Annotated in this window: 17 protein-coding genes and 1 pseudogene; 14 read left to right on the top strand and 4 right to left on the bottom strand. The window is 64.8% G+C overall.

The window, feature by feature from the left end:
* The first annotated feature begins 81 nt into the window (after positions 1–81).
* The 4 genes from LJ362_RS05655 to rraA all read left to right on the top strand — a co-directional run bounded on the left by LJ362_RS05655 (position 82) and on the right by rraA (position 3,656).
* The gene (locus tag LJ362_RS05655; RefSeq protein ID WP_264801157.1) at positions 82–1,392 is read left to right on the top strand and encodes a dicarboxylate/amino acid:cation symporter; all 1,311 of its coding nucleotides are present in this window, start codon (positions 82–84) and stop codon (positions 1,390–1,392) included.
* 211 nt (positions 1,393–1,603) lie between these two features.
* Positions 1,604–2,044, top strand: a complete 441-nt coding sequence (locus LJ362_RS05650) for a hypothetical protein (RefSeq protein WP_264801155.1) — start codon at positions 1,604–1,606, stop codon at positions 2,042–2,044.
* Positions 2,045–2,127: 83 nt separating this feature from the next.
* A complete protein-coding gene (locus LJ362_RS05645; RefSeq protein ID WP_264801154.1) occupies positions 2,128–3,150 on the top strand; it encodes a D-cysteine desulfhydrase in 1,023 nt (340 codons plus the stop codon).
* 38 nt (positions 3,151–3,188) lie between these two features.
* Positions 3,189–3,656, top strand: a complete 468-nt coding sequence (rraA, locus tag LJ362_RS05640) for a ribonuclease E activity regulator RraA (protein WP_264801153.1) — start codon at positions 3,189–3,191, stop codon at positions 3,654–3,656.
* A 12-nt stretch (positions 3,657–3,668) separates the two neighbouring features.
* On the opposite strand, the gene LJ362_RS05635 is transcribed toward rraA, so the two are convergent.
* Positions 3,669–4,178, bottom strand: coding sequence for a hypothetical protein (locus LJ362_RS05635; RefSeq protein ID WP_264801152.1), 510 nt, complete (start codon positions 4,176–4,178; stop codon positions 3,669–3,671).
* Positions 4,179–4,362: 184 nt separating this feature from the next.
* Between LJ362_RS05635 and LJ362_RS05630 the strand changes: the two genes are divergently transcribed.
* Positions 4,363–5,322: a VOC family protein gene (locus tag LJ362_RS05630; protein ID WP_264801151.1), complete on the top strand. Its 960-nt coding sequence runs from the start codon at positions 4,363–4,365 to the stop codon at positions 5,320–5,322.
* A 92-nt stretch (positions 5,323–5,414) separates the two neighbouring features.
* Here the strand turns inward: LJ362_RS05630 and LJ362_RS05625 are convergent, their stop codons facing one another.
* A complete protein-coding gene (locus LJ362_RS05625) occupies positions 5,415–7,574 on the bottom strand; it encodes a heavy metal translocating P-type ATPase (protein WP_413774244.1) in 2,160 nt (719 codons plus the stop codon).
* A 172-nt stretch (positions 7,575–7,746) separates the two neighbouring features.
* Between LJ362_RS05625 and LJ362_RS05620 the strand changes: the two are divergent.
* From LJ362_RS05620 to LJ362_RS05600, 5 genes and pseudogenes are all read left to right on the top strand, one after another.
* A pseudogene (locus tag LJ362_RS05620) lies at positions 7,747–8,807 on the top strand (2,3-butanediol dehydrogenase).
* Between the two features lie 349 nt (positions 8,808–9,156).
* Complete coding sequence (locus tag LJ362_RS05615; RefSeq protein ID WP_264801148.1) at positions 9,157–10,620, top strand: GntP family permease; 1,464 nt, start codon at positions 9,157–9,159, stop codon at positions 10,618–10,620.
* Positions 10,617–12,026: a four-carbon acid sugar kinase family protein gene (locus LJ362_RS05610; RefSeq protein ID WP_264801147.1), complete on the top strand. Its 1,410-nt coding sequence runs from the start codon at positions 10,617–10,619 to the stop codon at positions 12,024–12,026. The genes LJ362_RS05615 and LJ362_RS05610 overlap by 4 nt, the downstream gene beginning before the upstream one ends.
* A gap of 65 nt (positions 12,027–12,091) precedes the next feature.
* Positions 12,092–13,138, top strand: coding sequence for a 4-hydroxythreonine-4-phosphate dehydrogenase PdxA (gene pdxA / locus LJ362_RS05605; protein WP_264801145.1), 1,047 nt, complete (start codon positions 12,092–12,094; stop codon positions 13,136–13,138).
* Positions 13,139–13,206: 68 nt separating this feature from the next.
* Positions 13,207–13,932, top strand: a complete 726-nt coding sequence (locus LJ362_RS05600) for a DeoR/GlpR family DNA-binding transcription regulator (RefSeq protein ID WP_264801143.1) — start codon at positions 13,207–13,209, stop codon at positions 13,930–13,932.
* Between the two features lie 28 nt (positions 13,933–13,960).
* Here the strand turns inward: LJ362_RS05600 and LJ362_RS05595 are convergent, their stop codons facing one another.
* Entirely contained in the window at positions 13,961–15,541 is a 1,581-nt protein-coding gene (locus LJ362_RS05595) for a BCCT family transporter (RefSeq protein WP_264801141.1), read from the bottom strand.
* 227 nt (positions 15,542–15,768) lie between these two features.
* A complete protein-coding gene (locus LJ362_RS05590; protein ID WP_264801140.1) occupies positions 15,769–16,740 on the bottom strand; it encodes an NADPH:quinone oxidoreductase family protein in 972 nt (323 codons plus the stop codon).
* A 176-nt stretch (positions 16,741–16,916) separates the two neighbouring features.
* On the opposite strand from LJ362_RS05590, the gene LJ362_RS05585 reads away from it, so the two are divergent.
* From LJ362_RS05585 to LJ362_RS05570, 4 genes are all read left to right on the top strand, one after another.
* Positions 16,917–17,939, top strand: coding sequence for a phosphotransferase family protein (locus LJ362_RS05585; protein ID WP_264801139.1), 1,023 nt, complete (start codon positions 16,917–16,919; stop codon positions 17,937–17,939).
* Entirely contained in the window at positions 17,936–18,730 is a 795-nt protein-coding gene (locus LJ362_RS05580; RefSeq protein ID WP_264801138.1) for an SDR family oxidoreductase, read from the top strand. Before LJ362_RS05585 ends, LJ362_RS05580 begins: the two co-directional genes overlap by 4 nt.
* 83 nt (positions 18,731–18,813) lie before the next feature.
* Positions 18,814–20,019, top strand: a complete 1,206-nt coding sequence (locus tag LJ362_RS05575; RefSeq protein ID WP_264801136.1) for an acyl-CoA dehydrogenase family protein — start codon at positions 18,814–18,816, stop codon at positions 20,017–20,019.
* A gap of 85 nt (positions 20,020–20,104) precedes the next feature.
* Positions 20,105–21,835: a class I adenylate-forming enzyme family protein gene (locus LJ362_RS05570; protein ID WP_264801134.1), complete on the top strand. Its 1,731-nt coding sequence runs from the start codon at positions 20,105–20,107 to the stop codon at positions 21,833–21,835.
* The last annotated feature ends 88 nt before the right edge of the window (positions 21,836–21,923 follow it).

The following is a 21,923-nucleotide window of genomic DNA, read 5'->3' as shown; positions in this document are numbered from 1 at the left end:
GCCCCAGGTAGGATCGCCAGAGCCCTGATGCCACGCCGACCAGTCGGCGGAACAATGATGCTGATCTGAAAGGCAGAGCCGATGTCCTCCCCCACTGCCTCGCCTGCGCAGTCCTCCGACACGAAGACACAGCCGTCGGGATTCCTCCGGATCCTCCGCAACTACCGCTTCCCGCTCTTCATCCTCACAGGGGTGGTCATCGGCGCGATCATCGGCCTCGTCTTCGGGGAACGCGCCACCGTCATCAAACCGTTCGGCACGCTGTTCATCAACATGATGTTCACTCTCGTCGTGCCGCTCGTGTTCTTCTCCATCGCCTCCGCGGTGGCGGGAATGTCCTCGGCCGCGCGACTGGGCAAGATCATGGGCAGCATGCTGGGAGTCTTCGCCGTCACCGGCATCATCGCCTCCATCGTCATGGTCGCCGCGCTGCGCATCTTCAACGCCACGGACGGCGTCCAGGTGGAGATGCAGGAGCCAGAGAACGTCGAGGACGTCGGGTCCATCGGCGACCAGCTCGTCCAGACCGTCGTAGTCGACGACTTCTCGAAGATCCTGTCCGCCGAGCACATGCTCGCGCTCATCGTCTTCGCCGTCATCGTCGGCTTCGCCACCAGCAGGATCGGCGAGGCGGGCAAGCCGTTCGCCCAGTTCCTCAATTCCGGCACCGAGGTGTTCCTCAAGTTCACCTCGATCGTGATGTACTACGCCCCGATCGGCCTCGGTGCCTACTTCGCCGCTCTCATCGGTGACCTCGGCTCCCAGCTCGTCGGGGACTATGTTCGCGCTTTCCTCGTCTACTATCCGGTGGCGATCGCCTACTTCATCCTCGCGTTCACGTTCTACTCCTTCCTGGCCGGTGGCCGCCGAGGCGTCTCTCGGTTCTGGGGCAATATCCTCGAGCCCACGGCGATCTCTTTGGGCACATCCTCCTCGGTGGCGGCGATCCCGGCGAACCTGCGTGCCGGAGAGAAGATCGGAGTCCCCCGTGACATCCGGGAGACGATCGTGCCGATCGGTGCCACGATCCACATGGAAGGATCGAGCCTGTCCGCGATCCTCAAGATCGCCTTCCTCTTTGCCGTGTTCCAGCGCGACTTCTTCACCCTGGAGAACATCCTCATCGCCATCGCCGTGGCGCTGCTGGCCGGAATGGTCATGGCAGGAATCCCCTCAGGCGGCTTCATCGGCGAGCTCATGATCATCACCCTCTACGGCTTCCCGGCCGCGGCACTGCCGATCATCCAGATCATCGGAACCGTCATCGATCCCCCGGCCACCACCGTCAACTCCGTCGGCGATCAGGCGAGTTCGATGATGGTCGCTCGCATCCTCGACGGTAAGGACTGGATGGAAAAGGCCGACGAGGATGATCACGATTCGGTTCCATAAGCCCAGTGAATCCGTCACACTCCCGAGCTCGTAGATTCGGACAAGGCTCCTTCTGGCCGAATGTCTCGGAGATGTCATAGGAACGCAATAGAACTTCCGCATTTGCGACTCAACATCTCAGCTTCTGTTCAGTTTCGGGCAAGAGGCTCTCACCTGGGCTGACGATACTCGATTCCAGCAATGTTCCTGATCTGCAAGAGGAGAAGTCACCATGCCCGCCTTCATCAGCACTTACGCCGCTAAGTGGGGCGTCGCCGCATTAGCCGGCCTCGCTTCCCTGGGTCTCGCAGTCGGTCCGGCAGCTGCCTCCGCCGATTCCGCGCCCGCATCCATTGCCGCTCAGGCACCCCAGAGTTCGGGACACCCGAAGGGTGCTGTCAAGTACGCGGACAGACTGATCACCGCCTACGGCATCGGTGATGCCGTGGTCGTGGATCAGCTCGCCACGAAGAACGTCGTCGCTGCCCTCGCCGAGCACAACGACGGTCACGCCAAACGTTGGCATCGCACGTCAGCCGACTCCGGCAAGGGATGCACCTGGGTGTCATACACGAACCTGGACACACATGAGGTCATGAATCTGACAGTGAGAAACGCGACCGCCGCGGACAAGGGCCGCGATGCCGTTCGTGAGGTCGAGTTCGTCGGCTGAGAACGACCCGTTGACATCCCGTCGACCAGATTCTGGTCGGCGTCTTGTCAGCAGGGCTGACCAGCTCGGTAGACTCGGGAACCATGGTCGCCCTGAATGAAGTCCCACGCCGTCGCTACACCGCGGGGCCGACGCCTCTCCTACATCTGCGGAGCCTGTCCGTCGAGCTCGGTGGACCGCAGATCTGGATCAAACGCGATGACCAGCTGGGACTGACTCAGGGCGGGAATAAAACGCGTAAACTCGAGTTCCTCATCGCCGACGCCCTGGAACAGGGCGCGGACACGCTCATCACCGTCGGCGGGGTGCAGTCCAACCACTGTCGGCTGACCTTGTCGGCTGCCCGCACCGAGGGCCTCGACTGTCACCTGATCGTCGAAGAGGATCTCGGACCCGACGGCACCTCGCTCGGCCCGGCAGGGTCGAACCCGCCGGAGTACACGGGAAACTTCCTGCTCTTCGATCTTCTCGGCGCGGATTCGGTCACGGTGCTCGGCCACGGGGCCGACCTCCTCGGCGAGGCTCAGGTTCTGGCTGAGAAGCTGCGCGTCGAGGGCAAGAAGCCTTACGTCATCCCTGTGGGCGGGTCGAATCCGATCGGTGCGCTCGGCTATGTCGACTGTGCCGTTGAGATGCTCGACCAATTCGCCGAGGCGGGGCTGGATTCGCCCACGATCGTCACGCCCAGCGGTTCGGCCGGAATGCAGGCCGGACTCGTCGTCGGCCTCCACAGCGCGGGAAGCGATGTACCGGTCATCGGCATCAACGTCAGCCGGACACAGGCGGAGCAGGAACCGAAGATCGTCGACCTCGTCGACTCCACGGCGCACTTCCTCGACCTGCCCCCGGCCCCTCGCGCAGCCACAGTGGGACTCGGTGATTATGTCGGGACGGGATATGCTCTGCCGACCCCCGAGATGGTCGAGGCTGTGCGTCTCTTCGCCCGCACCGAGGGCATCGTCCTCGACCCGGTCTACACCGGCAAGGCAGCGGCCGGCCTCATCGACCTCATCAGATCTCGCCGTTTCTCCTCCGAGGACGCGGTCGTCTTCATCCACTCCGGCGGAGTCCCCGGACTCTACGCCCGTACCCAGGCGTTTGCCTGAGCACCACTCAGCTCCCACCACCAACGGAAGGCACACAGATGACAGTTTCGACAGCAGACCTGTGGGACGAACGCGGCGACGAGCTCTATTCGATTGCCCTGAACTTCGGCGACTTCGGAGCCAAAACGTCATTCTCCGGACCGGCCCGCACCATCCGCTGCTTCCAGGACAACGGACTGGTCAAGCAGACCCTCAACCAGCCCGGCGACGGCGCCGTGCTCGTCATCGACGGTGACGGATCGATCGCCACCGCCCTCATGGGTGACATGATCGCCGAGGCAGGAGTTCGAAACGGCTGGAACGGTGTCGTCATCAACGGTGCTATCCGCGACCGTGAGGCGCTGGCCGAGATGGGGTTCGGCATTAAGGCTCTGGCCAGCAACCCTCGCAAGAGCGCGAAGGACGGTGCCGGTGAGATCGACGTGACTGTGGAGATCGGCGGCGCGACGATCCGCCCGGGAGCGATGGTCTTCGCCGATGCCGACGGCGTCGCCGTCGAGAAGTAGGGCGGCAGAGACTCAGCGGTGAACGGTGTCGAAGCTCTGTTCGGCTGAGTCCCAGATGTCGGCAACATCGATCTGGCCATCGGCGGTGAGCTCTTCGACAGTCGACCGGTCGTAGAGGTACGCCCACTCCCCTGCCGACACGACTCCGGTGACCACGAGGATGTCATAGTCGAAGCCCGCCCGTGACGTCGCCTGGACGATATACGCCGTGGCTTCCAAGTCTTTGACTCTGTCCTCGGTCGAGGCGAAGTGGACATGAAGGCGTTCGGGTTCGGTCTCCTGGTTGAAGTCGGGGTTCGTCTCGGATTCGAGACTCACCTCGACGCCGTCCAAGGACTGCGCCACATAATCTGAGAGCTCGTTGAGGGAATCGAAGCCCTGCTCCACGACATCCAGAGTCGCCGTCGGCGTCGTTTCGGGTTCCGACGATGAGCCGGAATCGGAGCCGCAGCCGCTGAGGGCGATGAGTACGGCGGTCAGGAGCCCGGCGAGAGCAGGGGCGGACTTCGAATCGAACCTCATGGCACCAGCCTATCGGCGGGCGTGCGCTGGTACCGCATCGCCTCGATTGCATAGAGCGTGGTGCTCCGGTGGGATTCGGATCACCTTCGAGCGGAACGGGAATAGATCCATCTCCTGTCTGGTTTAAACTTCAACTAGATTGATCTACACTGATACCAACAGCCGATCCGTTCAGGAGAACAGCATGACCACCACCCCCATCCAGGCACCGACCTCGACCGACCTGCAGACTCCCGCCGTCGATGAGAAGCGACTCAGTGCCGCCACCGGAATGGACGCCGTGACTCTGCGCGTCGGCGATCTCGAGAAGATGTCGAACTACTACTCGAACGCCCTCGCCATGGAGCCCCTCGAGGAGACCACCCGTGACGGCGAGGTTCACCGCGTGCTCGGTCGTGGCACCACTCCCCTGGTCAAACTCGTGGCTACGCCGGGCCTGCCCGGCGTCGACCCCAAGCAGGCCGGGCTCTTCCATACCGCGTTCCTGTTCGACACCAAGGAAGCCCTGGCAGCCACGGTCGCCCACGCCGCGCAGAACACCAACAGCACCTTCGTCGGCTCCAGCGATCACCTGGTCAGCCAGGCCTTCTACTTCACCGACCCCGAAGGCAACGGCATCGAGCTCTACATCGACCGAGCCCGCTCGGAATGGACTCACTCACTCGACGGTGAGGTCCAGATGGATACGCTCTACCTCGATCCGAACCGCTTCCTCGAGCGCCACCTCAACCAGGACGTCCTCGCGAACACTGCTGCCGAGCCCGGCATCGTCGGCCACGTCCACCTGCAGGTCGGCAACATCCCGCAGGCCCGTGAGTTCTACGTCGACGCGCTCGGCTTCGAACCGTCACTGTCGTCGATGCCCGGAGTCCTCTTCGCTGCGGCCGGCGGATACCACCACCACGTGGCCATGAACACCTGGAACAGCCGCGGTGCCGGCCCCCGGGCGGCCAGCCTCGGTCTCGGGGATGTGGCGATCACCGTTCCCGGGCGCGAGGATCTCGATGCCCTGGTCGCGCGTCTGCGTGCGCACAGCCTCGATTTCGCCGATGACGGACGTTCGGTGCGAGTCGTCGACCCGTGGGGCACGCAGGTCACTCTGGCCACCGGAACCAGCTCCATCGACGAGACGCTGGCGCGCTGACACTCCGCCGGGGCGAAGAGCTCGGCCGGTCAGAACGCGCTGAGGCGGGTGATGCTCAACGGCATCACCCGCCTCTGTCGTCTCCGCCGAGATCAGCTCTTGGAATGCACTCGCTCGACAGCCGCCTGCGGATGCAGGTCGAGTCGGCGCAGCAGCTGAGCGTTGAGGGCGACGACGATCGTCGAGATCGACATCAGGATCGCGCCCACGCTCATCGGCAGAACGAACCCGATGGGAGCGAGGATTCCTGCCGCCAACGGCACTGACAGCAGGTTGTATCCGGCCGCCCACCACAGGTTCTGTTTCATCTTCCGGTAAGTAGCGCGAGAGAGCTCGACGATCGAGAGCACTGAACGCGGATCGTCGGAGGCGAGAATGACTCCGGCAGAAGCGATGGCCACGTCGGTTCCCGCGCCGATGGCGATGCCGACATCGGCCTGCGCCAGAGCGGGCGCATCGTTGACCCCGTCGCCGACCATCACCACGCGACGCCCCTCCCCCTGCAGTTCGGAGACCTTCGTCGCCTTGTCAGCGGGATGGACGCCGGCAAAGACACGGTCGATGCCGAGCTCGGAGGCAACGGACTGCGCGACCGCCTCGGCGTCTCCGGTGATCATCACGACCTGCGCACCGATAGCATGGAGCGCGTCGACGGCTTCGCGCGATTCCGGCCGGATCTCATCGGCCAGCCGCAGGGCACCGACAACGGCTCCGTCGACGAGCACATGGAGAATGATGGCACCTTCGGCGCGCCAAGCCTCCGCAGCCTCCGCCTCGGAGGCATCGTGCGCCTCGAGGAGCCTGGGTCCACCGACCTCGACCGTCTCGCCCGCGATGACGGCTCTGACGCCGACCGCAGGAGACGAGGAGAAGTCGGATGCACTCGGCACGTCGATCCCTCGCTCAGCGGCTGCCTTGACGATGGCGGTGGCCAACGGGTGTTCACTGTCGGTTTCGACTGCGGCGGCCAGACCGAGCAACTCATCCTCGGTCCGCGCGGTCCCGTCGGTCGGTACGGCCTCGATGCCGGTGACCGTCGGCTCACCTTTCGTCAGGGTGCCGGTCTTGTCGAAGAGCACGGAATCGACCGTGCGCATCGTCTCGAGTGCGAGCCGGTCCTTGACGAGGACACCGGCACGGGCCGCACGCTCGGTGGCGATGGACACGACCAGAGGAATGGCCAGGCCCAGGGCGTGAGGACAGGCGATGACGAGCACAGTGATCGTGCGCACGACCGCCGAGTCCGGCATACCGATGAGCGACCAGACGACCGCGGTGATCACGGCGGCGCCGAGAGCGAACCAGAACAGCCACGCCGATGCCTTGTCGGCGATGCGCTGCGCACGCGACGAAGAGTTCTGAGCATCGGAGACCAGCTTCTGGATTCCCGCCAATGTTGTGTCATCACCGATCGCGGTGATCTCAACCCGGAGTCCGGAATCCGTAGCGACGGTGCCAGCCACAACGGCATCGCCTTCGCCCCGCCGGACCGTGGCGGACTCTCCGGTGACCATGGATTCGTCCATATGGGCCGAACCGTCGATGATCCGACCGTCCGCGGGAACCGAGGAACCGGGACGGACGAGAACGATGTCACCGACGACAAGCTCGCCCGGAGCGACGCTCACCGTCTCCCCATCGACGATCTTCTCCGCCTCATCGGGCAACAGTGCTGCGAGGCTGTCCAGCGCCGAGGTGGTCTGCGCCAGTGAGCGCATCTCCATCCAGTGACCGGCGAGCATGATCACGACCAAGAGGGCCAGCTCCCACCAGAAGTCGAGCTGCGGGTCGAGCAGTCCCAACGACGAGCCCCAGGAGGAGATGAAGGCGACCGTGATCGCCAGTGCGATGAGCAGCATCATGCCGGGGCTGCGCCCCTTGATCTCGTCGAGGCCGCCGGTCAGGAAGGGTTTGCCGCCCCAGACATACATGACGGTGCCGAGGATCGGCGCGAGCCATCGGAGTGCACCGAGGATGCCGGTTTCGGGAACCTCATAGCCGACGAGGTGGCCGAACATCGGGCTGAACGCGACGACGGGCACGGCGATGACGAGCATGATCCAGAACAGGCGGCGGAACTGCGCGACGTGGTCACCGTGGCCCGCATGCCCTGCATGACCGCCGTGGCCCGAATGTCCGGAATGTCCCTCCTGACCGGAATGCCCGCCGTGACCGTCGTGGGCGTGGTGAGCGTGATCGGTATGGTCCATGGCCTCAACATACCCGGAATGCCCCGGTTCATCGGGCCGCATGTGCTGATGATTCTGCTGCTTGTTCATACCTCGAACATATACCCCCTAGGGGTATTAATCAACGGTGAGTCCCCTCACGTGCAATCCCATGCAACCCTGGCTCTCATGTCGCAAGCGCTCTAGCGTCGAAGAACGCCGAACGGCTCGTACAGGCCTCACGAAAGGACTCAGCATGAGAGCAGCACGATTCCACGCACGCAAAGACATCCGGATCGACGATATTCCAGAGCCCGAACTGCAACCGGGCACAGTCGCCATCGACGTGGCATGGTGCGGGATCTGCGGACCTGATCTTCACGAATACCTCGAAGGGCCGATCTTCGTCCCGCCGGCGGCCACCCCCACCCGATCTCCGGCGAATCCGCGCCGGTGACCATGGGACATGAGTTCTCCGGCACAATCACAGAGCTCGGTGACGGAGTCAGCGATCTGGAGGTCGGCCAGAACGTCGTCGTCGAGCCCTACATCATTGCCGACGACGTCGACACCAGCCCCGGCCAGAGCTATCAGCTGTCAAAGGATATGAACTTCATCGGCCTCGGCGGCCGCGGTGGCGGGCTATCGGAGAAGATCGTCGTCCAGCGTCGCTGGGTGCACCCCATCGGCGACATTCCACTCGACCAAGCTGCACTGATCGAACCGCTGTCAGTCGCTCACCACGCAGTTGTGCGATCTGATGCTGGATCCGGCCAGATCGCCGTCGTCGGCGGCGCGGGCCCGATCGGCCTCCTCACTGCCGCCGTCCTCAAAGCCAAGGGACTGACCGTCTACATTTCCGAACTATCTGAGGCGCGGAAGGAAATGGCACTGTCGACAGGAGTTGCCGATGAAGTTCTCGATCCGCGAGAATCCGATGTCGCAGAAGCCGTTCGCGAGCGCACTAATGGGCAAGGAGCCGACGTAGGATTCGAATGCTCCTCCGTCCCCGTAGTGCTTGACATGCTTATCGACGCCGTCCGTCCCGGCGGAGTCATCGTCAACGTCTCCATCTGGGGGCACAAGCCGGAAGTCGACATGCCCAAGCTCGTCCTCAAGGAGATCGACCTGCGAGGGACCATCGGCTACTCGGGAGATCATCCTGCGACCATCGCGTTGGCCGAAAGCGGCAGAATCGACCTCGCGTCTTTCATTACGGCAAAGATCGGACTCGACGAACTCATTCCCAGCGGCTTCGACGAGCTCATCAACAACAACGAGCACCACGTGAAGATCATCGTCGACCCGCGCGCCTGAGCCACCAGAAACCTCCTCGACACCCTCTAAACGAGCTCTACGCAGATTCGAGGGAGCAGATTGTAGATTCAGTGCGCTGAAATCAACATTCCGCTCCCTCGAATTTCTGCATTCACGCACGCGCCTCCGCACTCACACGCTTGGCCCCGCATTCACGCACCCTCCCCGCGGGAGGAACGCACCTCCGCAAACATTGCATGAATGCGCAGTTATGAGACATACTTGCTCATACTGTTCAACTTCGATCTGAACGTCGACTGCCCCACGGGCATCACACCCATCAGATCGAAGTCAATGAGAACCACACACCCTGGCTCGCCTGCGAGCCGGCCTCACCGCGGAGGATCCCATGGACCTGCAACTCATACTGGCGTTGGCCGCCGGCATCGCGACGATCGTCGTCATCGTGCTCGCGACCCGACTCGACGCCTTCATCGCCCTGCTTCTGGCGGCCGTCGTCACCGGCATCGTCGCCGGTCAGGATCTGCTCTCGATCATCGACTCGATCACCACCGGCTTCGGCGACACCCTGGCCAGCATCGGCATCGTCATCGGCCTCGGCGTCGGCATCGGCAAGATCCTCGAAGTCTCCGGAGCCGCCGACTCCCTCGCCCGCGCCTTCCTCCGCGCCTTCGGCAAGGGCCGCGAGCCGTGGGCGATGGGAACCGTCGGCTCGCTCGTGTCCATCCCCGTCTTCTGCGACTCCGGCTACGTGATCATGAATCCGCTGGCTCGTTCGATCGCCCGCGTGAAGAAGGGCGGCTACGTCACCCTCGCGCTGGCTCTGGGCTGCGGTATGACCCTGACTCATCACATGGTGCCGCCGACGCCGGGTCCTTTGGCTGCCACCGGCATCCTCGGTGCCGACATCGGATCGGTCATCCTCGCCGGCATCGTCTTCACCGTGATCCTCCTGCCCGTGGTCGTCGTCTACGCGCGCTGGATCGGGCCGAAGCTCGAACCCGTGCTCAACAGCAAGGTCAGGCACGACGTCTACTCCGAGGTCTCGGCCGCCTCGGCGGAGGGCACCAACGAAGGATCATCCAGGGTATCCACCCTCACGGGCGACCATGAGCACTCCGGCGACAGCTCCACCGGCTCCGCCCCGGGCACCGGCAAGAAGCCGGGCGCCTTCCTCGGCTTCCTTCCGCTCATCGTCCCGCTCCTGCTCATCGTCGCCAACACCGTGAGCACCGCGATCGACAAGAACGCTCAGGGCGAACTCGCCGGAGACGCCTACGAGCCCTCCACCTGGGTCGCACCTCTGGCCTTCCTCGGCAACCCCGTCGTCGCTCTGATCATCGGCCTCGTCCTCGCCGTCTACACGCTGCTGCCCCGCGTGACCCCACGCAACCAGGTGCAGAGCTGGCTGGCCGACGGTGCCGCCTCGGCCGGACTCATCCTCCTCATCACCGGCGCCGGGGGAAGCTTCGGGCTGGTGCTGCGCGAATCGGGTGTCGGTGACGCCCTCGCCGAGGCGATCGCCTCGATCAGCCTGCCCGCGCTCCTCGTCCCGTTCCTCATCGCCTCGCTCGTGCGTCTGGCTCAGGGATCGGGTACGGTCGCGATGATCACCGCCGCCTCGGTGACGGCTCCGCTCATCGCCCCGCTGGGACTCGATCCGCTCGTGGCCGTGATGGCCTGCACCGCCGGTTCGATGGTCTTCTCCTACTTCAACGACTCCTACTTCTGGGTCGTCACCCGATTCGCCGGTCTGGACGGCATCAACGCCATCAAGGGCTGGTCGGGAATCACCACTGCCGTGTGGATCTGTTCCCTTCCGCTGCTGTTCGTGCTCGACTTGATCGTATGAGCACCTTCCACCTGTCGGATCCCGGCACGACGGCAGCTTCCCCCTCGGCGCAGGCGAGCCCGCGCATCCTCATCGTCGCCGACGACCTCACCGGCGGCAACGCCTGCGGGGCCCTGTTCGCCGAGGCGGGACTGCGAACGATCACCGTCACCGACACCAGCCCGGCCGGCAGCGTCGACCTCGGAGGTCTGCTCGATGACTTCGATGCGGTCGTCGTCAACACCGACTCCCGCCACCTGCCGCCGCAGCAGGCCGGCATGGTCTACTCAGAACTCATCGAGTCCGCCGGTGCCGTCGACCTCGTGGCCTGCCGCATCGACACCACTCTGCGCGGCAACGTCGGGCCAGCTGCGGCCGCCGCCATCTCGGCGCGCAGGCGTGCACTGACCGCGCACGACGGTCAGCAGTACCGCGTCCTGGGACTGTGCGTTCCGGCCTTCCCTGCCGCCGGCAGAACCACCGTGCAGGGGCGGCAGCTGCTGGGCGGTCGACTGCTCGAACACACCGAGCTCGCCTACGACGTCCGCTCCCCCATCCGCACCTCCGTCATCGAGGAGATCCTCGCCGCCGGCACGGATCTCGACAGCCACCTCATCGCTATCGCCACCGTCCTGGCCGGCCGTGAGGCCGTGGCCACCGCCGTGCTCGACGCCATCGGAGAAGGGGCCGATGTGCTCATCGCCGATGCCCTGACCACCGAGCATATCGAGCTCGTCGGTTCCGTCATCGCTGAGATCAGCCACGACCTCGCCGAGGCGGCCACCTCAGAGATCCGCAACCGCGCAGGTCTGGCCGACGGTGAGCGGTTGGACTGGGTGACCATCGATCCCGGACCCGGCAGCCTCGCCCTGGCCCGGTCACGGCTGCCTGCTCGTGCCGACGGCATCCTGCTCGGCATCTCGGGCTCGGCCACCGAGGTCACCCGCTCTCAGCTCGCGGCCGTAGCCGAGGACCCCACGGTCACGGTCCTCCGTGCACCCGTGGACGACGCGGGCCTGCCCGATGTCGAGGCCACACTGGGCCTCATCGATCGGGCCGCCTCGGCGCGCGCGATCGTCATCGCCACCGTCCTCGAGTCCAGCGATCTGCGCGAACTCACCGATGCCGAATCCGAGCAGACGACACGGCGATTGGCATTGATCGCCTCAACGGTCATCTCCACCATCCCGATCTCCGGCCTCTACACGACCGGCGGAGACGTCACCGCCACGGTGATGCGCGAGCTCGGCGCGATGGGGATGGAGATCGACAAGGAGATCGTGCCCCTGGCCGTCGGCGGCCGCCTCGTCGGCGGGCGCGCCGACGGACTGCCGATCGTCACCAAGGGCGGTCTCATCGGCAACGCCGGCACTGCCGTCGAATGTCTCGAATTCCTGTCGACCACCGCCCGCGTCAGACGAGACTGAATCGTGCACGACAAACCTTGCACCCCCATCGACCGACAAAATCCGAACCATTCGAGGAGACAGCAATGACAGCACCAGCACTCGCCGTGACAGTGGGCGATCCCGTCGGAATCGGACCGGAGATCACCGCTACCGTGCTCGCGGAGTTCGCGGGCAGAGACGATCAGCACGGAATCGCCGTCGCGGATCTGGCCGTGATGAGACGTGCCGTCGACGTCCTCGGACTCGATGTCGAGCTGCGCGCCATCTCCGACTGGTCGACCCCGTCGGCCGGTGAAGGCGTCATCGACGTCTTCGATATCGGGGTTCTCGGGGATGACCTTCCCGAGTGGGGCGTCGTCGACCCGCGCGCCGGCAGGGCTTCGGTGGCCGCGATCGAGATCGCCACCGAGGCGGCCATGGCTCAGCAGGTCGCCGGCATCGTCACCGGCCCCATCAACAAGGAAGCCGTGTGGAAGTCCGGATCGCAGCACCTCGGGCACACCGAGATGCTCGGTGAGCTGACCGGAGTGACGAAGCAGGACACGATGTTCGTCGTGGAGAACACGAAGGTCCCCGACCACAAACTCCAGATCTTCTTCGCCACCCGCCACATGTCCCTGCGCAAGGCCATCGACGCCCTCACCGTCGAGACCCAAATCGACTCGATCGAACGCGCCCATCGTGCCCTGCAGCTCTACGGCGTCTCCTCGCCGAGGCTGGCCGTCGCCGCGCTCAACCCGCACGGTGGTGAGAACGGCGCCTTCGGCGACGAGGAGATCGAGATCCTCCGTCCGGCCGTCGAGAAGGTCAATGCCAGTGGCGCCTTCGAAGTCGCCGGACCGATCCCGGCCGATTCCGTCTTCCATCAGGGGCTGACCGGCCGCTTCGACGGCATCCTCTCGCAGTACCACGACCAGGGACACATCGCGTCGAAGACCTTCGACTTCGATGGCACCATCTCGGTCACCGTCGGCCTGCCCATCCTGCGCACCTCCGTCGATCACGGCACTGCCTTCGACATCGCCGGTCAGGGCATCGCCGATGCGGGCACCATGCGCTCGGCCTACCGGGCGGCCATCGGCTACGCGCCGTTCGTCGACGGCATCCGCGCGGAGTACCTGCCGAAGTAGGCTGAGTCATATGACCGACCGCGGCGACTCAGCTGCGGTCAGCTCCGTGACCGAGGAGAGGAATACAGATGGCGATCCGATCAGGGACCCAGCGGCGCCGCGAAGCCATTCTCGGCCTGCTCAAGACCGGATCGTGGAGCATCCCCCGCCTGGCCGGGGCCCTCGAGACCTCGGAATCGACGATCCGCCGCGACCTGCGCGATATGGCCGCAGACGGTGAGATCATCCGCACCATCGGCGGAGCCGCTGCCGCAGGGTACGTCGAACCGCCGCTGGGCGAGCGCATGGAACAGCAGGCCGAAGCGAAGGACGCCATCGCCGCCCGCGCCCTCGCACACCTCGACGATGCCCGAGTGCGCACCGTCTTCCTCGATGCCGGATCGACGGCTGTGCGTCTGGCCGAGAGGATCAGGGACCGCAGCGAGCTTACCGTGGTCACCCGCGGCCTCGAGATCGCGCTGACCCTTGCCCATCCTGCCGGACCCACTGTCATCATGATCGGCGGTGAGGTCTCGACCCTGTCCCACGGAACGACCGGGGCGCTGTCGGACCATGCGCTGGCCCGCATCCATGTCGACATCGCGTTCCTCGGCGCTGATGCCGTCGACACCGCTCAGGGGCTCGGCGAACCGAGCCTCGACGAGGCCCGGACGAAGGAGCTCATCGCCGAGCGGTCAGGCGCCGTCATCGTCCTCGCCGACAGCTCGAAGGCAGGCCGCGAGGTCGCCGCCTGGGCACCGATGCCGCCCGGTTGGACGTGGATCGACGAACACGGTGAGCACACGCAGGGCTGACGGCCCGCAGCCGCCGATCCGACCGTTCTCACACCTTCTGTTCGCGCGCCATCTGCCGGACGTAGACAGGAGCGGCGACCAGCGCCGGCAGCATCACGAAGCCCACCGGCACAGCGGTGATGACGATCGCCGACTGCAGAGCCTCCACTCCCCCGTCGCCGAGGCTGATGAGCACGGCCGCTGTGATGCCGATGAGCAGAGCCCAGGTGGCGCGCAGCCTCGGAGAGGGTTCCCCGGAGGTCATGCACGACTGGGACATCGCAAACGACATCGAATCCGTGGTCGTGGCGACGAAGGTCATCGTCAGGACGAGGAAGCCGAGGCTGATGACCAGCGACAGCGGCAGGTGACCGCTGATCGCCATGACCGCCGCGGGCAGTCCGCCCTCCATGAGCGGCCCCGAGATCGCCCCGTCCGACTTCTGCTCAAGGAAGATGCCTGTGCCGCCGAGCACTGTGAACCAGAAGGTCGTGGCCACGGGAGGCAGCACCGTCGTGCTGATGAGCAGATCGCGGACCGTACGGCCCTTGGAGATCCGGGCGACGAAGATCGCCATCAGCGGCGCATAGCCGAGGAACCAGCCGAAGAAGAAGACGGTCCACCCGGACAGCCACTCGGTGTCCCCGCGGTAGAGGGTCATGCTGAAGAAGTCGGTAACGTAGAGGGCGAATCCGTCGAAGAAGCTCTTGACGACGAACCACGCCGATCCGAGCACGAGCACCGCGGCCATGAGGCCGAGCGCCAACCACACGTTCGCGGAGCTGAGGAATCGGATGCCGCGGTTGACTCCGGAGAAGACACTGACTCCGGCGACCGCGGTGAGCGTCGCGATGACGAGGAGCTGGACGGGATAGACGTCGGGGATCCCGAACAGCGAATTGAGACCGTAGGAGACCTGGAGGCCGAGGAAGCCGACCGGGCCGATGGTGCCTGCCGCGACTGAGATCACGCACACGACGTCGACGATCGCAGCGATCGGTCCGGTGGCCGCACGCCTGCCCATAATCGGATACAGCAGGCTGCGGGGGCGAAGCGGCATGCCCTTCTCGGCAGCGCGCATCATGACGATGGCACCCAGCGAGCCGAGAATCGCCCAGGCGAGGAAGCCCCAGTCGATGAAGCTTGTGGCCAATGCTGCAGCCACTGCGTCGACACCGCCGTCGCCATCGGAGAAATACGGTGGTCTCGAGGTGTAATGGTACATCGGTTCGGCGGCCGCCCAGAACACTCCACCTGCCGCGAGCAGGGTCATCATGATCATCGCGATCCAGGAGAAGCGGTTGAAGTCCGGTCGCGCCTGGTTTCCCAATCTGGCCTTCGCCCAGGGAGTGAAGACGAGGACGAGCGCGATGAGGAATGTGGCCAGCAGCAGGATCTGCCAGTACATCCCGAAGATCTCGGCACAGGCGGCGAACCCGGCCCCCACCCAGCCCGACATCCGATCAGGGACGATGAGAGCGAGGGCGACGAAGCTCGCGAGGATCCCCACGCTCGCCCCGGCCACGGGCCGGTCGAGGCGGCGGGGGCCGATATGGCTGGGGTCGTCTGTCGCAGGAGGCGGCTCAGCCGCCTGATCGGCGGAGACCGTGCGGGTGCTGGTCTGGCTCATGGGTGGCGCTGCCTTCCGTGCCCCGCTGACTCTGCCGTCGGCTGCGGGGCTGTTGGGTATCGATGCTCGTTCCGTCTTGAATCGCAGCGGCCCAGTCTAGGGGACGGAGCACCGAAACGGTCCGGCGGCCGAGGGATTTCCGCTCGAATGTGGGACGACTCACCCGCCTCGGTGGTCTGCCCTGGGACATTCGCGCCGTCCCCGGATGAGTGCGGTCGTCGCCGGTCTCACTCCCCCGCGATCTCGAGCAGCACCTTGCCGATCACGGAGCGGGATTCGAGTTCCTTGATCGCTGCTGCCGCCTGCGCCAGCGGATACCTCGCATGGTTGCGCGGATTGAGGCGCCCGGCGGACACATACTCGGCCACGGCCTGCCACTGTTCGTCGATGAGCGACGGATGACCGACAGTCGCCGCGCCCCACGCGACACCATCGACGGAGATGTTCTTCAGCAGCAGTCGGTTGACCTTGATCGAGGGAATCTCGCCGGCAGTGAAGCCGAGGACGAGCAGCCGGCCGAAGGGTGCGAGCACTCGCGTCGAATCGGTGAAGCGGTCGCCGCCGACAGGGTCGAAGACGATATCGACGCCGCCCGGGAAGATCTCCTTCGTCGCGTCTTTGAAACCGTCGGCGTAGACGACATGCCTCGCGCCGATCTCACGAACCGCGTCGGCCTTCGCCTCGGTCGAGACGACGGCGACGACGTCGAGGCCCATCGCCGAGCCCAGCTGCACCGCGGCCGAACCGAGGCCACCCGCAGCACCGTGGACGAGGAGGCTCTGGCCCGGCCGGGCATCGGCGCGCACACGCAGCGCGAAGTCAGCAGTGAGCACGTTCATCGGCATACCTGCGGCATCGGCTAAGGAAACCGAATCCGGCACCTTCACGGTGGCCTCGTCAGCGGCCACAAGGTACTCGGCGAAAGTGCCCGAGCCCGTGATCGCCGCGACCCGATCACCGACGGCGAACCGGCAGCCCGGCCCCGCCTCGGCGACAGTTCCGGACGCTTCGGAACCCAGGGTGAATGGCAGGTCATGCTTGACCTGATACATCCCGCGCGTCTGCAGCAGCTCGGGGAAGGTCACTCCGGCGTAGGCGACCTTGATGAGCACCTGGCCCGGCCCCGGCGACGGGCGCTCCACATCGAGATGCTCAACATCATCGGGCCCGGTCAGAGCGGTGACGCGAATGGCTTTCATAGTTTCCTCGCTAACGTTGTGGGCCACGCGGAACGCTCCGGCTCCGGTGGCGGCGGTCTTCTCACGTCTATCACACCGCGCGGCTATGACCGTGATCACTTTCACGGCTTGACTCTCCCGCCCGGGATGAATACTGTGAACTCTACTGAACGATTGTTCACTCGGGAAGGTCAAGGATGACACAATCACCGGCAGGGTTCGATGTGGACAGCATCGGCAGATGGATCGAGCAGAGGTTCGGGGTCAGCGACTTCGAGGTCGAAGTGATGTCGGTCGGTCGCTCGAATCTCACGTTCACCATCCTCGTCGACAGCAGTCCGCGCTGGGTGCTGCGCCGCCCGCCCCTCGGCCACGAAGGCGGCAGTGCTCACAACGTCGCCCGCGAAGGCCGTATCATGGCCGCTCTCAACGACAGCAGCGTTCCGGTGCCGACCGTCCTCGACATCGTCGATGACCCGGAGGTCCTCGACGTGCCCTTCGTGTTCATGGATCATTGCCCCGGGTTCCCGATCAACACTCCCTCCGAGTGGGAGTCCATCCCTGATGAGAATCGCCGCGACTGCGCCTTCGGCATGGTCGACGCCCTGGCGGCGATCCATTCCGTCGACGTCGATGCTGTCGGATTGTCCGATCTGCGTCGATCCGGCGGGCTCATCGACCGACAGCTGCGTCGTTGGATCGGGCAGGTCGAGAAGATCGCGATGCGCGAGACTCCGATCATCCATGAGGTCCACGATGTCCTCCGCGAGGCCATGCCCGACCCTGCGGGATCGCCTGTGGGAATAGCGCACGGGGACTTCAAACCGAACAATATGATCTTCACCCCTTCCGGGACGGTCAATGCCGTCGTCGACTGGGAGCTGACGGCCATCGGTGAGGTGCTCACCGACCTCGGCTATTTCGTCGCCATGCTCACGGTGCCCGAGCAGTACACCAGCATCTGGGTGCCTCGAACCGACGACGGCTTCCCCACCACAGACGAGCTCATCGACCGCTACCAGGAGGTCAGCGGTCACGAAGTCCACGATGTCAGCTACTACTCGGCCTTCGCGATGTGGAAACTCGCATGCATCCGTGAAGGCGTCTACACGCGACTGGCGACAGGCAAGATGGGCGACCTCGATCTCGACCCGGAAGAGGCCGGAGCCGGAGTCGAAGACCTCGCTCGCCAAGCACTCGACCTGCTGGAGAGATCATGACCTCCCCCCTGGCCGGCAAACGTGCAGTGGTCACCGGGGCCGCCGGAGGAATCGGCGCCGCCTTGGCCGCCGAGCTCATCGAACGCGGTGCGTCAGTCGTTCTCGCGGACCTCTCCCCCACGGTCGGCGACACCGCCGCCGAACTCGGCGCATCGGCATTCGCGTGGACGGGGGACGTGTCATCGGTCGACGGAATCAGTGCGCTCATCGAATCTGCCGACGGCCGCCTCGGCGGGATCGACGTGTTCTTCGCCAATGCCGGAATCATCGGTCCGGCGATGCTCGGCGAATCCGACGCCGACTGGGACGCGATCATCGACGTCAACATGCGCGCCCACATCCGCGCCGCGCAGGCGCTCGTCCCCCGCTGGCAAGAGGCAGGTTCCGGATACTTCGTCGCCACCGCCTCGGCGGCAGGGCTGCTCACGCAGATCGGCTCGGCCGCGTATTCGGTGACCAAGCATGCGTCAGTCGGATTCGCGGAATGGTTGGCCATGACCTACCGCGACGACGGAATCCGCGCCTCGGTGGTCTGCCCGATGGGAGTGAACACGAATCTGCTCGACGACGCCGGACCCGCCGGCGACGCCGCCCAGAAGGCCGTAACCTCAGCCGGGACCGTCCTGGAACCCGCCGAGGTGGCCGCCATCGTCCTCGACGCCGTTGAAAACGAGCAGTTCCTCATCCTGCCGCACCCCGAAGTGCTCGAGATGTACCGGATGAAAGGCAGCGACTACGACCGCTGGCTGCGCGGAATGTCCCGATACCAAGCCCGACTCAGCGAACAGTGACACCGAGCCCCACCAGCGGGTGAGACTCGCCTGAGACCAGACCTCACAACAGTGTGAGACCCACCGAGAAGCAAGGAGCCCACGTGTTGGAAATCAGCGAACGCGGACGTGAGTATCAGCAGCGTCTGAACGCGTTCATGGACGAATTCGTCTACCCGGCCGAGCCGGTCTACGCCGAGCAGATGGCCGCGGCGGCCAGCCCCCACACACAGCCGCAGATCCTCGAAGACCTCAAAGCCGAAGCGAAGAGGCAGGGCCTGTGGAACCTCTTCCACCCGCACCCGAAATGGGGGCCCGGGCTGACGAACCTCGAATACGCTCCATTGGCCGAGATCACCGGGCGCAGCCTGGAGATCGCCCCGGAAGCGATCAACTGCAATGCGCCGGACACCGGCAATATGGAGGTCTTCACTGTCTTCGGCACGGATGAGCACAAGGAGAAGTACCTGCGGCCCCTGCTCGAGGGTGAGATCGCTTCGGCGTTTGCGATGACGGAGCCGGCCGTGGCCAGCTCCGATGCGACGAACGTCGAGATGAGCATGGAGCGCACCGACGACGGATTCGTGCTCAATGGGCGCAAGTGGTTTGCGTCGAACGCGATGCATCCGAACTGCCGGGTGCTCATCGTCATGGGCAAAACCGATCCCACCGCCGAGGTGCACCGACAGCAGTCGATGCTCGTCGTGCCGATCGATGCCGCCGGAGTCACCGTGGTGCGCAACCTGCCCGTGTACGGCTACGCCGACCGGGAGGGCCATGCCGAGATCATCTTCGAGAACGTGCTCGTACCGTTCAAGGACATTCTCAAAGGTGAGGGCGAAGGCTTCGCCATCAGTCAGGCGCGTCTGGGCCCCGGCCGAATCCACCACTGCATGCGTGCCATCGGAGCCGCCGAACGGGCGCTTGAGCTCATGGTCAAGCGCGCCGATTCACGCGTGACCTTCGGTGAGAAGCTGTCGAATCGGGCGAACATCCAAGACTGGATCGCCGAGTCCCGGATCGAGATCGATCAGGCTCGGCTGCTGACCCTGCACGCTGCGGACATGATGGACAAGCACGGCAACAAGGTGGCGAAGAACGAGATCGCTGAGATCAAGGTCGTCGCACCGACGATGGCTCTGAAGGTCATCGACCGGGCGGTTCAGGTCCATGGCGGCGGCGGAGTCACCGAGGACTTCCCGCTGGCCCGGATGTGGGCGCATATGCGCACCCTTCGTCTGGCCGATGGACCGGATGAAGTGCACAAACGCTCCATCGCCCGCAATGAGATCAGTAAACACCGCGGCTGAGGTCGGCTCTTCCGCGATACAGTGAGACCCCGCCGGGCCCGCAGCAGTGTGAACGGGCCAGGTACCGCCTGCGAAAGGATGTTCGATGACGAACAGTTGGTTTGAGGATCGCCCGTGGATCACCACTTTGGGAGATCTCGCTCAGGAGCCCTATGTGCTGCCGGATTCCACGCCCTTGGCCGACCTGGCTGCCACGGTCGACGCCCGCGGCGACGAGGAAGGCATCAACTACTACGGATTCACTCTGACCTGGGCGGAGTTCGACCGGTGGTCGACAGCTTTCGCCGCCTTCCTCTCGGCCCACGGAATCAAACCCGGCGACCGGGTCGGCATCTATGACCAGAACACCCCCGCGTTCGTGATCTCCACCTACGGGATCTGGAAGGCCGGAGGCACCGTCGTCCCCCTCAACCCCATGTACCGCGGCGAACTCGAGCACATCTTCGCCGACTCCGAGGTCAAGGGACTCATCGTCTCTCAGGCAGCCTATCTCGGCCGGGTCAAGGACTATACGTCGAACCTGCCGCTGGTTGTGCTCAGTGACGACCGGAGCTTCCAGACGGATGGCCCCGATGCGATCTATGCGATGTTCGACAAGCTGCCGCGATTCGAGGACCTGCCGCCGGTCGGAGGACGTTTTGCGTTCGCAGAGGCGGTGGAGGACAACCTCGATACCGATTTCACCCCGCACTCCCCTGCTCCGTCGGACCTCGGTCTCATCGCCTACACGTCCGGCACCTCGGGACGGTCGAAGGGAGCGGCGGCGACTCATGCGAATATCTCGAGCAACTCGCGCTACTGCCTGCGCAACCCGATCCTCGGCCCCGGTGACGGCTACGTCTCACTGGCTCCCCTCTTCCATATCACCGGATTCATCTGCCAGTTCCTGGCGGCCGTGGCCGGCGGTGCCCGGCTCATCCTCAACTATCGTTTCGAACCCGGTTCGCTCATCGCCCTGTGTGATCGGGAGAAGCCTGCATACATGGCCGGCCCGGCCACGATCTACACGGCGATGATGGCGCACCCCGACTTCAGCGCCGAGAAGTTCGCATCCTTCAAGTCCCTCATGTCCGGCGGTGCACCGCTGCCCGAAGGACTGGTCAACAAATTCGAAGAGCGTGCCGATATCTATGTCGGTCAGGGCTACGGCCTGTCGGAGACCTGCGCTCAGGTCGCCACCGTGCCGCATGGATTCCAAGCCCCGGTCGACCCGGACAGCGGGAACCTCGCCTGCGGTCTGCCGCAGCCGGACGTGATGATCCGCATCCTCGATGACCACGGTCAGCCCATGGGCCCCGGGGAGGTCGGAGAGGTTGCGATCTCCGGACCGCAGGTGGTCTCCAGTTACCTCAACAACCCGCAGGCCACCGCCGAGCAGATCCCCAACGGCGAGCTGCACACCGGCGATGTCGGGTTCATGAATGCAGACGGGTGGCTGTTCATCGTCGACCGAAAGAAGGACATGATCAATGCCTCCGGCTTCAAGGTCTGGCCGCGAGAAGTCGAGGATGTGCTCTACATGCACCCGGCCGTCCAGGAGGCAGCTGTCGTGGGAATCCCCGATGACTACCGCGGCGAGGATGTGTCAGCCTTCGTCACCCTGCAGCCCGGCGCCGAGGCGACCGCTGAGGAGATCATGTCATTCTGCAGGCAGAAGCTCGCCTCCTATAAGGCTCCACACCAGGTGACGTTCATCGATCAGCTGCCGAAGACGAGTTCGGGCAAGATCCTGCGGCGGACCATCCGCGCCGATGCCGTCGAAGCCGCCCAAGCAGCAAAGGAGGTCGCTGAGAAGTCGGCATCTCCCGCCGACTGAGGGCGGCTGCCTAGAGTTGCGGACGTTCCGTGCCGGATTTTAAGCAGAATCCCGCACGGAACGTCCGCGACTCGTTCATTCGGGCAAT

This window comes from Brevibacterium sp. JSBI002, assembly GCF_026013965.1.
GTDB lineage: Bacteria > Actinomycetota > Actinomycetes > Actinomycetales > Brevibacteriaceae > Brevibacterium.
This window is presented reverse-complemented; position numbering and strand designations above follow the sequence as displayed.

Coding starts and splice junctions, on each gene's coding strand:
- LJ362_RS05615 (WP_264801148.1), top strand. CDS start 9,157: ATGGACCTGCAACTCATACTGGCGTTGGCCGCCGGCATCGCGACGATC.
- LJ362_RS05650 (WP_264801155.1), top strand. CDS start 1,604: ATGCCCGCCTTCATCAGCACTTACGCCGCTAAGTGGGGCGTCGCCGCA.
- pdxA (WP_264801145.1), top strand. CDS start 12,092: ATGACAGCACCAGCACTCGCCGTGACAGTGGGCGATCCCGTCGGAATC.
- LJ362_RS05595 (WP_264801141.1), bottom strand. CDS start 15,541: ATGAGCCAGACCAGCACCCGCACGGTCTCCGCCGATCAGGCGGCTGAG.
- LJ362_RS05625 (WP_413774244.1), bottom strand. CDS start 7,574: ATGCGGCCCGATGAACCGGGGCATTCCGGGTATGTTGAGGCCATGGAC.
- LJ362_RS05655 (WP_264801157.1), top strand. CDS start 82: ATGTCCTCCCCCACTGCCTCGCCTGCGCAGTCCTCCGACACGAAGACA.
- LJ362_RS05580 (WP_264801138.1), top strand. CDS start 17,936: ATGACCTCCCCCCTGGCCGGCAAACGTGCAGTGGTCACCGGGGCCGCC.
- rraA (WP_264801153.1), top strand. CDS start 3,189: ATGACAGTTTCGACAGCAGACCTGTGGGACGAACGCGGCGACGAGCTC.
- LJ362_RS05645 (WP_264801154.1), top strand. CDS start 2,128: ATGGTCGCCCTGAATGAAGTCCCACGCCGTCGCTACACCGCGGGGCCG.
- LJ362_RS05590 (WP_264801140.1), bottom strand. CDS start 16,740: ATGAAAGCCATTCGCGTCACCGCTCTGACCGGGCCCGATGATGTTGAG.
- LJ362_RS05585 (WP_264801139.1), top strand. CDS start 16,917: ATGACACAATCACCGGCAGGGTTCGATGTGGACAGCATCGGCAGATGG.
- LJ362_RS05635 (WP_264801152.1), bottom strand. CDS start 4,178: ATGAGGTTCGATTCGAAGTCCGCCCCTGCTCTCGCCGGGCTCCTGACC.
- LJ362_RS05630 (WP_264801151.1), top strand. CDS start 4,363: ATGACCACCACCCCCATCCAGGCACCGACCTCGACCGACCTGCAGACT.
- LJ362_RS05570 (WP_264801134.1), top strand. CDS start 20,105: ATGACGAACAGTTGGTTTGAGGATCGCCCGTGGATCACCACTTTGGGA.
- LJ362_RS05600 (WP_264801143.1), top strand. CDS start 13,207: ATGGCGATCCGATCAGGGACCCAGCGGCGCCGCGAAGCCATTCTCGGC.
- LJ362_RS05610 (WP_264801147.1), top strand. CDS start 10,617: ATGAGCACCTTCCACCTGTCGGATCCCGGCACGACGGCAGCTTCCCCC.